Below are 14611 nucleotides of genomic sequence, written 5' to 3'. Positions count from 1 at the left end.
GAACCAAGCGGTTAGAAATGGAAAACGACTATTTGGCGGAACTTAGATCGCTGGATACAGATTTGACTACTTTTCAATTAATTTTCTTAAAATAGCCTCACTCGATCCACTACTTCTTTTGCGCGGTTCCTCATTCCGTTATGTTGCACTTCTCCCACTATTATCAAGTATCGGGATCAACAATAAAAAAACCGAACGAATGGTTGGTAGACTTTCCAACCATCGTTCGGGTTTTAACATGACTAAAACGTTATGTCCCAGTCTCAATTTTTTGCTATTCTCACTTTTCGTTTACCGACTTACGCTCTCTTAAGAATCCAGTGGAACTGTCTTCTATACACGACTTAGATACGGTCTTAATATTACCCAATAATCACTTTCTCTCTCGGATAATGGAATACATCTTTTGTTTCTTTGCCTCGAATTAAAAAGACGAAAGAGAATATTCCAATTCGACCAATAAACATTAATGCCATAATCACCGATTTTCCAAATGTAGAAAGGTCTGGTGTGATCCCCATCGACAAACCACACGTACCAAATGCAGACGCCACTTCAAAAATAATCGCTATAATAGGAAAGTTTTCTGTAGAAGCCAATACTATTGTTGAGGTAACAAATAGCATAGCACCTGTTGATATAACAATAAATGACCTAGTAATATCCTCAGGCTCAATCTCTCTTCCAAAGACCTTAATATTTGTATTTCCTTTTCCATAGTTATAGATGGATAACAACATTATAGCAAATGTCGTTGTTCGAATCCCGCCACCTACACTACTAGGTGAAGCACCTATAAACATAAGCAACGCTAATAATAATAATGTTGGCATTGATAATTCATTTACATCCATCGTTGTTAATCCGCCACTTCGAGATGTTACAGACATAAATAAACTGTAGAAAAACGTTTCATGCCATGCTTTATCCGCAAAGAATTGCGTTCTTTCAAGTAAATAAATTAATAACCAACCACCAAGCACAAGACACATAAATGTAAAAGTTGTTAACTTCGTGAATAATGAAAATGTGTATTTTTCATTGGTACTTTTGTTAATCCCTTTTAACAGCTCCTGCACTTCTATTAGAACCGGAAAACCGATTGCACCAAGAATAATTAACATAATATTAACAAATTGAACAAAATAATCATCCGCAAACGGTATTAAAGAAGCACCTGTAATATCAAAACCACCATTTGTAGTGGCACTTACCGCACCAAAATACCCTTGCATCAGCGCTTCTTGCCAACTATCAAAGTATGTTAAATAATAAACACTAAGAATAATTGTACCAACCAATTCAATCGTTAATACAATGGTGAAGATTTTTAACATCAGTTTCACTAGACCTGATAGTGTCTTACTATTTTGGTCAATCCTTATTAATTGTCTACCCCTTAGCCCAATTTTCTTTCCCAAAAGTATCCAAATAAATGTACCTAGCGTCATAATTCCAATACCACCTAACTGCAAAACAACAGTGATGGCAAGTTGGCCATAGGTATTAAATGTATCCGGTATCGAAACAGCCGTAAGTCCTGTTACACTAATTGCACTTACCGCGGTAAACAATGTATTCAAAAAGGTTAAATCAGCATTGGGTTGATGAAATATTGGTACACTTAATAAGATCGTAGATACAGCTATTGCTAATAAATAGTACATGACAATTAAATGGATGGTAGATAATTGTTTAGATAGTTTAAATTCCTTAGAAAATAAATTCATAATTGAACCCCTTAGAACCCCATAATGATACTTATCCTATTATTATTCTTTCTTTTGGATAATGATAAACATCCTTTGTTTGTTTTCCTCTTAGTAAAAAGATAAAAGAAAAAATTCCAATTCTACCAACAAACATTAAAAACATAATAACACATTTACCAATAAGTGATAATTCTGAAGTAATTCCCATCGATAAGCCTGTTGTACCAAACGCAGATGATACTTCAAATACAATGGAAAGTGTCGGGAGATCTTCTGTCCAGGTTAGAAAAACAATAGCCATCGCACATATTAAAATAGCTGTCGTAATGACGACAAAGGATTTCATAATATCCTCAGGGTCAACTTCTCTATCGAAAACTTTAATCGACGTATTACCTTTCCCAAAGTTATATATCGTTAATAACATAATCGCAAACGTCGTCGTTCGAATTCCACCACCCACACTACTAGGTGATGCACCAATGAACATAAGCATGCAAATGACGATTAATGTTGGTACAGAAAAGTCACTAACATCCATCGTTGCTAATCCACCATTTCTAGTTGTTACAGACTGAAACAAACTATAAAAAAATGTCTGATGCCATGACTTATCAGCAAAAAAAGCATTCCGTTCAAACAAATAAATTAAAAACCATCCTGCTAGCAGTAAGCCAAAGAAAGTAATCGTTGTTATTTTGGTAAATAATGAAAACCTAAACTTACTTCCTGCATTAGGTTTCCCCTTTATCAATTCTTGCACTTCAATTAATACAGGAAAGCCAATTGCACCTAAGATTAACAACACGATATTAATGAATTGAACAAAGTAGTCATGTGCAAATGGAATTAAGGAAGATCCAGTAATATCAAACCCAGCATTTGTGGTTGCACTAATCGCGGCAAAGAAACCTTGCAACCATGCTTCTTGCCAAGTATCAAAATAAGTTAAAAAATAGGTACTAAGTATAATCGTTCCGATAATTTCGATCACAATAATAATTTGTAAGATCTTTAACATTAATTTTACTAAACCAGATAAATTATTTTGATTCTGATCTGTTCTAATTAACTGTCTACCTTTTAAGCCAATTTTTTTACCAAATAAAATATAAAGAAACGTTCCTAACGTCATAATTCCGATACCACCGAATTGCAGTACAAACGTTAAGGCAATTTTGCCTAAAGCGTTAAACGTTTCAGCAGTCGATACAACTGTGAGCCCCGTTACACTTATTGCACTGATTGCAGTAAATAACAAATCTACGAAAGATAGGTCTACATTTGGCTTATGGAAATATGGGAGGCTTAATAATAATGTCGAAAAACTGACTGCCACCATATAAAAAGTTACAATAAGATGAACAGGAGATAGATCTTTAAACGATTTGTTTTCACGTGAGATTTTTTTGATCAATTTCATCACTCTCTCATCTTCGGTTAAATGGACATTTAAATGTGATATTCATTTTTTCTATGTAACCACTCTACTATCTTACATACCTAATACCATATATTAATCATTTGCTGATTTGATTGCAAGTGAATTTTTTAAGAAAAAAATCTGACCCCTATTTAGGAGCCAGATCCATCATTCCATTTACTATTTTAAATAAGCTTCTAACATCCAACGATGCTTTTGCAGGGATGCTTGTAAGCCAATAAACATATCAGCAGTAACCTCATCATCGTCTTTCTCTGCTACGCGGACAACGTCCTGTGCATCTTGAATAATAATTTCAAAGTCTTTCACAATGGATGCAACCATTTCCTCTGAACTTTCGGTGGAAGTTGCTTCGCTTATTGTCGCTTTGTCTAAATACTCTTTTAATGTTGCCAATGGTTTGCCATCCACTGTTAAAATTCTTTCTGCAATTTCATCGATATACTGCGCTGCCTCATTGTAAAGTTCCTCAAATTTTTCATGAAGCGTGAAGAAATCTTTCCCACTTACATACCAATGATAATTGTGTAGTTTTGTGTACATAATATTCCAATTTGCTAATTGTTGATTCAATATTTCGGTTAATTGAACATTTTCAATAACAGATGTATTTTCCATTATCAACACTCCCTTGGATAATATTTCCTCAACTCTACCCTACTACTTTTTAACCTTACATTCTGTGATTAGTATCACATTTTTTCCATCCAGGTTCATTGATGTTTTGCATCTAGGAAGCATTTGTTGCTGATCGCGATAGTTCTTTTTGCGAAACAGCTGTTTTCGAACGGTAATTCACGACAATAATTCCAACTGCAACTAATCCAATCGCAGCAAGTATAAACCAATCCAGTCTTTCACCAGGAATAAACAGTGCAGATAGCATCGAACCGGATACAGGAACAATAAACTTGTACATACTTAATTCACCTGCATTGTTGAATTTCAACATCGAATACCATAGCGCAAACGCAGCCGCGGACAGAAATGCCGAATAAATAAACAAGCCCCAACCAAACGGTGTGAAAACGATGGCACCCTCACTTAATTGCGGGAGACCTATGAACAACATAATCGTTGCTCCTAGTGTTAATTGCCAGCCAGTAATGGCAAACGGATGAATTCCTGTTGCCAATTCTTTTGCCATTATTGTAGCTACTGCACTAGTAACTCCCGCTAGTATCATATACCCTTCACCAGTTAATGTGAAACTAAATTGAAAAGCTTGTCCCCAATTCGCAATAATAATTCCTGAAAAACCAGCAATCAGACCCACCGTTTTTTGCCAATTCATTCGGTCATTTTTGTAATAATAATGCGCGAGAAGCACCGCAAAAAATGTTCCACTTGAAGACAAGATGGCACCTTGCATACCAGAAACTTTCGCCAAGCCATTATAAAAGAAATAATATTGTAATGTCGTTTGTACTAGCCCCAAGATCACTAGTACTAATAATTGTTTTGCTGTGATCTTGATCTGCTTTGGGTTCGAAATTAATAGGAACGCCAAAACAATCAGGCCAGCTAGTAGAAATCGACCGCCTGCAAAGACAATTTTAGCAATCGTATCATCTGGAGCCATTTGCAATTCTTCATAACTTACTTTCAAGACTGGAAAAGCACTCCCCCATAAAATCGAACAAAAGACCGCTATTGCTATGACGGACCATTTATTTTGGAATATCCCTTTCATCTATGTCATCTCCTAAATCTATGAATTCAAATAAGCATATAATACGGCATTGTCATAGGAGAAGCAAATGATGTGTTTACCCTTTTCGGTGGTAATTTATTGAAGGATTACACCATTAAAAAGAAGCAGGAACCCCTTTAGGTCTCTGCTTCTTTAGACAACTTAACAGTCCCACTTCATTTTCACCTTGTATCCAGACATTGCGCCCCGTACGATCAACATTTTATAACTCAAAATTATCGAGCAATGCACGTACTTCATCTGTTGACTCTGTTTCCATCAATTGATTTCTTAATTCACTCGCCCCTCGAAATCCTTTAACATATATCTTAAAAAAGCGACGGAGAGGTTTGAATGGACGGGGTTCTAACTTTGTATATTTATCATAGAGATCGAGATGCAATCTTAAGAGATCGAGCATTTCCATACTGCTATGATCTTTCTTCTCTTTTTCAAAGGCAAATGGATTATTAAAAATACCTCGCCCAATCATAACCCCATCTACACCGTATTTGTTAACGAGTTCCAAGCCTGTTTGACGGTCAGGAATATCCCCATTGATCGTCAACAGTGTATCTGGCGCCACCTCGTCACGAAGCTTCTTAATCTCTGGGATTAGTTCCCAATGCGCATCGACTTTACTCATTTCCTTTTTAGTACGAAGATGAATAGAAAGATTCACGATGTCTTGTTTCAATAAGTGGGTAAGCCAGTCGCGCCATTCGTCTACATCCGTGTAACCAAGTCTCGTCTTCACACTGACGGGCAATCCCCCTGCTTTAGCAGCTTCAATTAGCTCTGCAGCAACTTCTGGGCGACGGATTAGACCGCATCCTTTCCCATTCGCAGCCACATTGTGTACAGGACAGCCCATATTAATATCGATACCGCGAAAACCTTCTTTCGCCATTCCAATACTCATTTGCCTGAAATACTCGGGTTTATCCCCCCATATATGGGCAACAATTGGTTGTTCATCTTCTGTATAAGTCAAGCGCCCACGCACACTATCGCGCCCCTGGGGATGACAATAACTTTCCGTGTTTGTAAACTCTGTAAAAAACACATCAGGCCTAGCCGCCTCGCTTACTACATGACGGAAAACAACATCTGTCACATCTTCCATTGGTGCCAGTACAAAAAATGGCCGTGGTAAGTCATGCCAAAAATTATCTATCTTATTCATATATATATTTCCTCTCATTATGATATAAGGTCTACTTGATCCTAACTTAAAAAACCTAGTTCTTTCACACTTATACCTTTATTAAATAGTTTTTAACAAACTATAATTTATTACACACACAATAATATAACAAATAAAAAGTTCAAAGAAAATCGAGTAAGTTAAGATGACCTGGAGCATGGCACAGCACCTTGTTTTAAACATAAAAAACCCCGGGAGATTATGGAAAACCCGGGAATTTATTAAATTTGAAGCAACGAAATTAAAAACGTACAAACAACTTTTTTAAAACTAGCATGAGTGTTTTAGTTAGACGACTTTAATGTTAATTGTGCGACAGACTCAACGTGTGTTGAGTGTTTTTAACGGGTAAAATAAACTACTAGTGAACTATATCTACTTATGTTATAGCTGAGGGCGGTAATTAGAACCGCTCTTTTTTTATTATAAATTGCATTCAGTTGCTCTTAAAAAATTAAAGTAGCTTACTTACAAATCCGAATAGTTCCTTCCTATATGCTTAAACGAAAAGGATATCTAAATTTTATGTCGAAATATAAACATAATCGGCGGTTCTACAAACCGAGTCTAACATTTATTGGAAAGTGAGTTGTTTAATTTTGAAAAAGCTTTTATATGGTCTAGGTATTTTCACTTGTTTTCTAAGCTTCTTTTCCCTAATGATTATTCTGTTGTATAAACAACTATTAAATATTAGTATTAGTAATAATCTATTTACTGGTATCTCAGCAATATCAACTTCAATTGCAACATTAGGTGGATTAAGTTTATTATTTGTAAATTTTCTAATGTTTAATGAAACTAGAAAACAAAGAATTGCACAAGAAGAACCTGTTGTCACTCTTAGACTAATACCAGATGTAAAAAACTCCAATTTTCTTAACTTTCATTTTAAAAATTCTGGTGGTGGTGCTGCATATGATATTAATATTATATTGGATCCTGATATACCTTATGGCAATTCTACTCTCAATAAACTTCCAATGTTTAAAAGAACGCCTTTACTAGAAAAAGGTGAAGAAGTAATCTTTTTTTATGATTCAGCAATAAGTTATTTTAATTCTGATAATCCCAAAAGTGTAAATGCAAAAATCACATATTATACTTACCCAAAAGATAACCGTGCATCAAGAAAAATTATTAGAAATATAGAGATAAATTTAGATGAACGCGAAGGACAAATGCAAATTATACAGAAAGATTTAACAGATTTAGTTAAAGAAATAGAGGAACTTAAGCATGCGTTAATTATTTCTAGGATTGAAGGTAAAGAAGATGATTGAAAATTTGTTTATTAAGAAAAATAACCCTTTAATTTTACAAGATTGCACACTATTTATCGGTTTAGACTATTATGATATAAATACTACTTATATCTTCACTAAACAAAATACTAATAAAGTAGAACAATTCAGGCATGAATGGGTACAAAATCACTTAAAAAAAGAAAGAGTTAATAAGGGATACTTTTCTTCCCCGCCTTATTCAGATTTTATATTTCCAGATAAATTTATTGATAGAGATGATATTGCTATCATCGGCTATAATAATGGGGTTAGGTATTTCGTTGAAGAGGTACAGATTGAAGATACTAAATTTGGAGGTTATTTTGCTGCTAAATTTAGTTTTTCTAATTATAAACGGATTAAACGCAATTAAGTTTTGGTGTATACAAATTTTTCAAAGTAAAAGGCTATTACCTTGTTAAGTAATAGCACACGATAAAGTTCTATACTCTTCTTATGATATAAGAACAACCAACACTAACAAAACTTAATTTCACTTCTAACTTATGTATTATAAAAACGAAGCATCGATAATTACACCTACTATAGAGATAAGCCTGCAATAGCTAGTACAATTGATGCGATAATTACCAACACAAAAATCACTAATGGTATTATAGTTAATGTAATACCTGCAATAGCTAATCCTCTACCACTAGACGAGTTCTTTGCTTTTAACCCCAAGGTTAAACCAACAATCGATAATATACCAGAAATAATCACACCTACAGGACCAAGAAGAAGTAGTAATATAGAAAAAATACCTATTATTAATGAAACAACAGCTGAACCTAGTCTATCCTTTGAATCTTGTTTTGTTACTACATTAGATTGAGTTGAAACTTTTTTTGCTTGCAATTTTACACTCTCCTTTAAACATTTGTCTTTATAAATGTTACATTAAACTATTTAATATTTCCAATCGTAAATTTCCAATTATTATTAGCCGAAAATTAATATTGAAGTAATACCAACACCTAAAAGCATTTTTATTTTCTTAATCTTTATTTTAGAAATATAAATTACTAAATATATATTAATAAGTATGTATTGTATGCTAAATGAAAACCACCTACTCTCATTCAACAGAACTACCTCTATCCTTTAATAAAACCCTTTGCTGAATGTAAGAACTTATTACTCAAAACGCTGTACTCTTCTTACCAAAAAGCAAATAAATAGCTCCGTACACAAAGTATACAGAGCCTAAATTAAAAGGGAAACTCTTTCTTGTTTTCTTTTATGAAACCCAATTCAATATCTATACCAAGACTATTACTTACAACATCTTTTAGATAGAGATAATAATCTATTAGAATTTCATCACAATAGTTCTCTTTATACCAATTATACTTCTCACTCCTTATTACTTCTTTTATAACATTCCATACTTCAACTTCTATATCATATTCCTCAACGATTTTCTTAAAGTAGAATGTAGCTTCACTCAAATTTATGCAAGGGACGTTTTTTAAGGTACATAGATAATAGCGATTTCTTTTACCTCTTACTTTTTTCTTTCTTATAAGTCCCTTCTCCTCTAATCCTTGAATAGTTTTATTAACTTTTCCATCTCCTCTGTTCAGGATCAGTTTGATGTAATCCCAAGATGGGTAAGCATACCCCATCTTGGAATTAAAGTTTTTCAATAGAAAACAATAAAGTGCTTTCTCGTCAGTTGTTAAATCATAGCACATAGTCACACAGTCTGGTATCTGAGAATACCCTTTATTAACTATATGATTAGGAAGTTCTTTAACTATTTGTTCTTTATTTTTTATCATCTTTATCACCTACCTCTAGTACAAGTGTTAAGTCATGGTTTGTAAATGGAAGTTCCTCACACACAATATATGAACCATCAGGTAAATCTACTAGAGTTAAGTAACCTTCAGTTAAACATTCCATAATCATCGCATCTTTACCATAACCTTTATTTAATTTCATAAGTAATTCATCAACCGATTTACACTCATTCGATAATTCAGTAAACACAATAACTCTGTCATTCTCTGATAGACCAACCTCTAACCACCCCTCTTCAACACAATAAAGAATAGCTTGATATTTAATTTCCTCCCTTTCCTTCATTAAATTTTCAAACCCTGTTCTTACTTCCTTCTTCGTGTAATGCAATAACAAATTCCCCATTATACATTTCTCCTCTTTGTTAATATTTAGCGGTTATCCGCTTCACACACTAGTAATCGATTTTACTCTTAAATAGTTGCCCAATTTTTTAGAAATGTTTACGTACAATTAAATTAAATTAAATAGACGACCACACGAATAGCCCTTACCTTTCTATAGAAATAACAAAGATACCTTAATATTTCCTATATAAATGAGCCGAGAGAATACCAGCTAATAGTAAGAACTTCATAAAATTTTAATTTCTGCATTTAGGTTAAACTTTTATAAACTTTGTACACACAATCGATTCACAATTTTTTTGTATAAGTAACACGATGGATACCTAAAAGAATATTAGGACATTTCGTTGACTAGGCACTCCATGGGGGTAGTACAGACAGTAATAAGGTAAATATAAATATTGAATTCAGCAGAAAGTCTTTCTTCTCTCCCAAAAATAATGGCAACTATTTTTCACATATAACGATTGCTACGTTGAGAGGAGAGATAATAATGAAAATTGAAAGGGAATTTATTGGAAAACAAGAATTTATGTTATTACTTCTAAATCAGTTAGATAAAGAAATTGAAAAAGTACTATCTGCCGCTTACAATAATAAACAAGTAGATATAGTCGCTACCAATGGAGGGCGACAATAATGAAAGTAGTAGGATATGTTCGGGTTTCTACCAATAACGATGGGCAAAAAGAATCACCTGAAAATCAAAAGCATATGATTTTAGATTACATCAATGAAAATGACTTAGACCTTTACGACTTCTATACCGATGTTCAAACTGGTACAACAGACAAACGTGAGGGGTTAAAAAAACTTCTTTGTGATGCTGAGAACAAGGAATTTGATGTAATAGTAGCTAAAGAGTTAAGCAGATTAGGGCGGAATGTGGAACTACTATATCAACTTAAGCGAGTAGCTGAAACAAAAGGGGTTCGCTTGATAACTTTAGATGGAAAAGTAGATACACAAGATTTCTCAAAACAAGCTATGTTCGGTCTATATGCTTGGATTTATGAAAGTGAAAGCCAACGAATTAGTGACCGTATTAAATCTGTTTATCACATGAAATACAAGAGCGGAAAATTTATGGGGAGCATTCCCCCTTATGGCTACAATCTTAATAAGGGGAAGCTACTAATAAGAGGTGATTACACGGTAGATATTGTACGTGACATCTTTGACAAGTATATAGAAGGTTGGGGACATGATAAAATTGCAAGGTATCTCACTAATAAGGATATTCCAACTCCTTCGCAAGTTATTGGAAAAGCTAATGCAGGGGTTTATTGGCAAGGCTCAACCGTTAAGAAGATATTAAAGAACCCTCACTATGTAGGAGACCTTGTACAAGGCAGAGAAACCACTACAAACGTGACAAACAAGACACGTAAAGCAAATGACCAAAACGAATGGATAACTATTCCTAATACTCATGAACCTGTAATTTCAAGAGATGTTTTTGAACAAGTGCAAAAGATACTTGAACAAAAAGCTAGAAGAGGTAGGGGTGGAACTAGAAAGGAAAAACACCTTTTTACTAATATCGCATACTGCTCCAAATGCGGAAATGGAATGTGGTATCGTGCCAACCGTAAAGGTTATATTTGTGGCACTCACGCTAAACATGGTAATAAAGCATGTTCTAACCATGTAGTTAAGGAACAAGAACTGATTGAAATAATCCTTGATGACCTCAAGAAAATATCTAGTAGTTTAGATAAACCTAACCTAGAAAATAAGATTAAACAAAAGGTCAAGGATGCTACAAAAAAGAGTGAGTCTAGACTACTAACTATTGAAAAACAGATTGAGAAACAAATGGAACTGAAGCGGAATGCCTTGCAAAAGTTTATTAGCGAGGAGATTTCTAAAAAGGATTATGACGAATTTGTAAATCTGACACAAGAAAAACTAAAACAACTAGAATTAGAAAAAGTAGAGATAAAAAAAGAGATGGCAGAAAGTCACGAAACAAGTAAAATATCTGCCATCTTAGAACAACTTAAAGGATTTTTACATTTCAACAAATTAACATCCGAAATGTTACTACGTTTTATTGATAAAATCGAAGTGAGAGAAAGTAAGGATATTAAGATTTACTACAAGTTTTCTAAGGTTGAGGGGTTATAATTCCCCCTCAATCATTTTTTAAAACTAACTGTGAAATGCACTCCACATGCACTGTCTGTGGAAACATATCTACTGGCTGAATACCTTCCACTTCGTATCCGTTCTTCACCAAGTACTTCATATCTCGTGCTTGTGTCACTGGATTACAGGAGACATATACGACTCGCTTCGGCTTCAACTTCACCACGCTAGACAAAAACGCTTCATCACTACCGCTTCTTGGCGGATCCATAATCACCACATCGGCTTTTTCGCCGCGGCCTGCCATTTGTACCATGAACTCACCGGCATCCCCTTGGTAGAAACGAGCATTTTTCACACCATTGCGCTTAGAATTGCGTATTGCATCGCCTACCGCATCTTTGTTCAGCTCCACGCCAATGACTTTTCCAGCTTTTTGACTAGCAACTAGGCCAATCGTACCAATTCCACAGTAGGCATCCACCACCGTTTCCTTACCTGTCAGCTGTGCCATTTCAATCGCCTTTGCATACAACTTTTCCGTTTGGATCGGATTAATCTGATAAAAAGACTTCGCTGAGATATCGAACTTCAACCCACAAAGAGTGTCTGTTATCGTTCCTTTACCAAACAGCACCTTTTCCTGATCCCCGAGCACCATGCTTGTGTTCCGGTTATTCACATTCATCAATATCGTGGTAATCTCTGGGTGGGCGTTCCTTAATGCTTTAACAAAGTTATTCTTACCCTTAAAAACAGATGATGCGACTACTAACACGACCATAATCTCGCCACTTACCTTACCAACTTTCACAAGCACGTGACGCAAGAAGCCTCGTCCAGTGTCTTCATTATATGGCTGCATTTTAAAGGATTTCATCAAATCCTTAATGGTTTCCCCTATCTCATCGGCTTTCGGATCATGAATGAGACACTGTTCCATCGATATGATCTGATGGGTATTCTGGGCGTATAGCCCGCCAATGATTTGCCGCTCCTTATTCAGACCAAATGACATATGGCTCTTATTACGATAATCATACGGATCGTCCATCGTTAAAATGGCTTCCGGCTTACCGAACGGCTGCATCAGTGCATCGATCGTTTCTTGTTTAAAACGCATTTGCGCCTGTGCGTTCATATGTTGCAGCTGACACCCACCGCATTCGTAATAATAGGTGCATGCTGGCTTCACTCGGTCCTTAGACGGTGTAATCACCCGTTTCAACTCCGCATTTACATATCGCCCTTTTGAGGATATAACTACCTCAGCCTTTTCCCCAGGCATCAGATGCGCTACCTCTAGTTGTTTCCCTTCCCACTGGACAATACCTTTGCCTTCATCAGTCAATCCTGAGCAACTAACCTGCGCTGCTACAGTTTTCTGTTTACCTCGACCCACATTGGTTATTGCAGGCTTGCCTTGGGATTTGCTATTTTTACGGCCTCCCTGTGAAGGGCTCTGTTTATTATATTTTTTATTAGAACGGTTGTGTTTTTTTTGCGTTTTATTATATCCACGATTCTTTTGTTTCGTCATAGGCACTTCCCATCTTTCTTCTTACTTAAACTTACATTATATACTACACGAAGTTAGCAGTAAAACGCCTATCGTAAAAACCTTCCCTCCAAATACTGGATTAGCAATTCTTCATCAGCAGGTTCAACATAAAGTAGATAATAGAATAGCTCCCGTTTTTTCGGATGCTGTTTACATAAATATCCATTTTAAAAATCAAATATGGCAGAATTTTGACAAAAATTGCCGATAAACCTCACTGAATTATATGTTTCCTCTAAGATTGGCTTAGAATCGCTGTTATCGGTTTTGCCCTTTAACTTGTTCTGCTCTATCATAAAATTATTGGCAATTTTAGTAAAAACTTTTATGGAAGGGGTTTACGAGAAGATGAGATTACAAGTAAATAAAGGCATCATCCTCTTCAGCATAGGGATGTTATTGTTGTTAGTAGGCTGCCAATCGGGAGATGTTGATGGCGAAGAAAATACCACCGAAGAAAACACTTCAGCTGAAATTGATGAAATTGTGGGGATTGAGCCAGGATCCGGAACGATGAATATCGCGCAAGAAACCGTTGATGCATATAATTTAGATGTGGAACTGACGCCAAGTTCCGAACCAGCAATGATCACGGAGCTGCAAAATGCCATAGAAAATGAAGAACCAATTGTGGTTACTCTTTGGCAACCGCATTGGATGTTCAGTGAAAATGATTTGAAATTCTTAGAGGATCCTAAAGGAACTCTAGGGGCAGAGGAAAACATACATACGATGGTACGGCACGGCCTTGAAGATGAACATCCATCAGCCTATCAGCTGCTAGACAACTTCTATTGGGAAGTAGCTGACATGAATGCCGTGATGTCACTATTCAGCCAGGACGAAGATATAGAGCCTCGAGATGCGGCAGAAGAATGGATCGCAGACAATCGAGATAAAGTGGAAGGCTGGATGGAAGGTATTGAACCAGTAGATGGAGACACCGTTGAACTGGCCTATGTAAACTGGGATACTGAACTTTCTTCCACCAATGTTGTTACCCTTGTTCTTGAAGAATTGGGCTACAATGTCGAATTAACATCACTCGATATGGGGATCGCATTCGAATCTCTTTCTAAAGGAGAAATCGATGGAATGTTAATCGCCTGGCTCCCTGTAGGTGCTGCCTCCTATGCTGAGCAGTATAAAGATGAAATTGTGGACTTGGGACCAAGTCTAGAAGGTGCTCAACAAGGTTTTGTTGTGCCAGCGTATATGGATATTGATAGTATTGAGGAGTTGCCAACAGAATAAACTATGAAAAGGGATACCTCTAGCAAGGTATCCTTTTTTACATATGATAAAGTGATAAAATTTTTTTTCTAAAAAAACAAAGAATCAATAAACCCGATACTTAAAAGAACGGTTTGAAGACGAGAGCAAAATTAGATAACCAGATGATTGTTTGTAATAGTCATAATCCAGATTTTATGAATAAAAATATAGATAAACTGTTTGCAAATT

At 35.4% G+C, this 14611-nt stretch carries 14 protein-coding genes; 5 read left to right on the top strand and 9 right to left on the bottom strand.

Going from position 1 to position 14611, the window contains the following annotated elements; all coding sequences use genetic code 11:
* Window positions 1–362 precede the first annotated feature (362 nt).
* From FCI53_RS08465 to FCI53_RS08445, 5 genes are all read right to left on the bottom strand, one after another.
* A complete protein-coding gene (locus FCI53_RS08465) occupies window positions 363–1730 on the bottom strand; it encodes a TrkH family potassium uptake protein (protein WP_138417801.1) in 1368 nt (455 codons plus the stop codon).
* A 31-nt stretch (window positions 1731–1761) separates the two neighbouring features.
* Entirely contained in the window at window positions 1762–3135 is a 1374-nt protein-coding gene (locus FCI53_RS08460; protein ID WP_138417799.1) for a TrkH family potassium uptake protein, read from the bottom strand.
* A gap of 180 nt (window positions 3136–3315) precedes the next feature.
* Window positions 3316–3774 carry a Dps family protein gene (locus tag FCI53_RS08455; protein WP_138417797.1) on the bottom strand — a complete coding sequence of 153 codons (459 nt, stop codon included), beginning with the start codon at window positions 3772–3774 and terminating at the stop codon, window positions 3316–3318.
* Between the two features lie 112 nt (window positions 3775–3886).
* Window positions 3887–4849, bottom strand: a complete 963-nt coding sequence (locus FCI53_RS08450; protein WP_138417795.1) for a DMT family transporter — start codon at window positions 4847–4849, stop codon at window positions 3887–3889.
* Between the two features lie 223 nt (window positions 4850–5072).
* On the bottom strand, window positions 5073–6035 hold the full coding sequence (locus FCI53_RS08445; protein ID WP_138418020.1) for a tRNA dihydrouridine synthase: 963 nt from the start codon (window positions 6033–6035) through the stop codon (window positions 5073–5075).
* 620 nt (window positions 6036–6655) lie between these two features.
* Between FCI53_RS08445 and FCI53_RS08440 the strand changes: the two genes are divergently transcribed.
* Both FCI53_RS08440 and FCI53_RS08435 read left to right on the top strand, forming a co-directional pair.
* Window positions 6656–7339, top strand: coding sequence for a hypothetical protein (locus FCI53_RS08440; protein ID WP_138417793.1), 684 nt, complete (start codon window positions 6656–6658; stop codon window positions 7337–7339).
* Entirely contained in the window at window positions 7332–7715 is a 384-nt protein-coding gene (locus tag FCI53_RS08435; protein WP_138417791.1) for a hypothetical protein, read from the top strand. Before FCI53_RS08440 ends, FCI53_RS08435 begins: the two co-directional genes overlap by 8 nt.
* A 170-nt stretch (window positions 7716–7885) precedes the next feature.
* Here FCI53_RS08435 and FCI53_RS08430 read toward each other — a convergent pair whose 3' ends face one another.
* From FCI53_RS08430 to FCI53_RS08420, 3 genes are all read right to left on the bottom strand, one after another.
* Window positions 7886–8200, bottom strand: a complete 315-nt coding sequence (locus tag FCI53_RS08430) for a hypothetical protein (protein ID WP_138417789.1) — start codon at window positions 8198–8200, stop codon at window positions 7886–7888.
* Window positions 8201–8553: 353 nt separating this feature from the next.
* Window positions 8554–9126 (bottom strand): helix-turn-helix domain-containing protein, encoded by a 573-nt coding sequence (locus tag FCI53_RS08425; RefSeq protein WP_138417786.1) that lies wholly within the window; start codon window positions 9124–9126, stop codon window positions 8554–8556.
* Window positions 9113–9493, bottom strand: coding sequence for a hypothetical protein (locus FCI53_RS08420; protein WP_138417783.1), 381 nt, complete (start codon window positions 9491–9493; stop codon window positions 9113–9115). Before FCI53_RS08420 ends, FCI53_RS08425 begins: the two co-directional genes overlap by 14 nt.
* A gap of 495 nt (window positions 9494–9988) precedes the next feature.
* Here FCI53_RS08420 and FCI53_RS21385 point away from each other — a divergent pair, with 495 nt between their 5' ends.
* Both FCI53_RS21385 and FCI53_RS08415 read left to right on the top strand, forming a co-directional pair.
* Window positions 9989–10135 carry a hypothetical protein gene (locus FCI53_RS21385; RefSeq protein WP_171038111.1) on the top strand — a complete coding sequence of 49 codons (147 nt, stop codon included), beginning with the start codon at window positions 9989–9991 and terminating at the stop codon, window positions 10133–10135.
* Complete coding sequence (locus FCI53_RS08415; RefSeq protein WP_138417781.1) at window positions 10135–11625, top strand: recombinase family protein; 1491 nt, start codon at window positions 10135–10137, stop codon at window positions 11623–11625. The genes FCI53_RS21385 and FCI53_RS08415 overlap by 1 nt, the downstream gene beginning before the upstream one ends.
* 7 nt (window positions 11626–11632) lie before the next feature.
* On the opposite strand, the gene rlmD is transcribed toward FCI53_RS08415, so the two are convergent.
* Entirely contained in the window at window positions 11633–13126 is a 1494-nt protein-coding gene (gene rlmD, locus FCI53_RS08410; RefSeq protein WP_138417779.1) for a 23S rRNA (uracil(1939)-C(5))-methyltransferase RlmD, read from the bottom strand.
* Window positions 13127–13540: 414 nt separating this feature from the next.
* On the opposite strand from rlmD, the gene FCI53_RS08405 reads away from it, so the two are divergent.
* On the top strand, window positions 13541–14401 hold the full coding sequence (locus tag FCI53_RS08405; protein WP_246050060.1) for a glycine betaine ABC transporter substrate-binding protein: 861 nt from the start codon (window positions 13541–13543) through the stop codon (window positions 14399–14401).
* Window positions 14402–14611 lie beyond the last annotated feature (210 nt).

The organism is Aquibacillus sediminis (assembly GCF_005870085.1).
Lineage (GTDB): Bacteria > Bacillota > Bacilli > Bacillales > Amphibacillaceae > Aquibacillus_E > Aquibacillus_E sediminis.
This window is presented reverse-complemented; position numbering and strand designations above follow the sequence as displayed.

Coding starts and splice junctions, on each gene's coding strand:
- FCI53_RS08465 (WP_138417801.1), bottom strand. CDS start 1,730: ATGAATTTATTTTCTAAGGAATTTAAACTATCTAAACAATTATCTACC.
- FCI53_RS08460 (WP_138417799.1), bottom strand. CDS start 3,135: ATGAAATTGATCAAAAAAATCTCACGTGAAAACAAATCGTTTAAAGAT.
- FCI53_RS08455 (WP_138417797.1), bottom strand. CDS start 3,774: ATGGAAAATACATCTGTTATTGAAAATGTTCAATTAACCGAAATATTG.
- FCI53_RS08450 (WP_138417795.1), bottom strand. CDS start 4,849: ATGAAAGGGATATTCCAAAATAAATGGTCCGTCATAGCAATAGCGGTC.
- FCI53_RS08445 (WP_138418020.1), bottom strand. CDS start 6,035: ATGAATAAGATAGATAATTTTTGGCATGACTTACCACGGCCATTTTTT.
- FCI53_RS08435 (WP_138417791.1), top strand. CDS start 7,332: ATGATTGAAAATTTGTTTATTAAGAAAAATAACCCTTTAATTTTACAA.
- FCI53_RS08425 (WP_138417786.1), bottom strand. CDS start 9,126: ATGATAAAAAATAAAGAACAAATAGTTAAAGAACTTCCTAATCATATA.
- FCI53_RS08420 (WP_138417783.1), bottom strand. CDS start 9,493: ATGGGGAATTTGTTATTGCATTACACGAAGAAGGAAGTAAGAACAGGG.
- FCI53_RS21385 (WP_171038111.1), top strand. CDS start 9,989: ATGAAAATTGAAAGGGAATTTATTGGAAAACAAGAATTTATGTTATTA.
- FCI53_RS08415 (WP_138417781.1), top strand. CDS start 10,135: ATGAAAGTAGTAGGATATGTTCGGGTTTCTACCAATAACGATGGGCAA.
- rlmD (WP_138417779.1), bottom strand. CDS start 13,126: ATGACGAAACAAAAGAATCGTGGATATAATAAAACGCAAAAAAAACAC.
- FCI53_RS08405 (WP_246050060.1), top strand. CDS start 13,541: ATGTTATTGTTGTTAGTAGGCTGCCAATCGGGAGATGTTGATGGCGAA.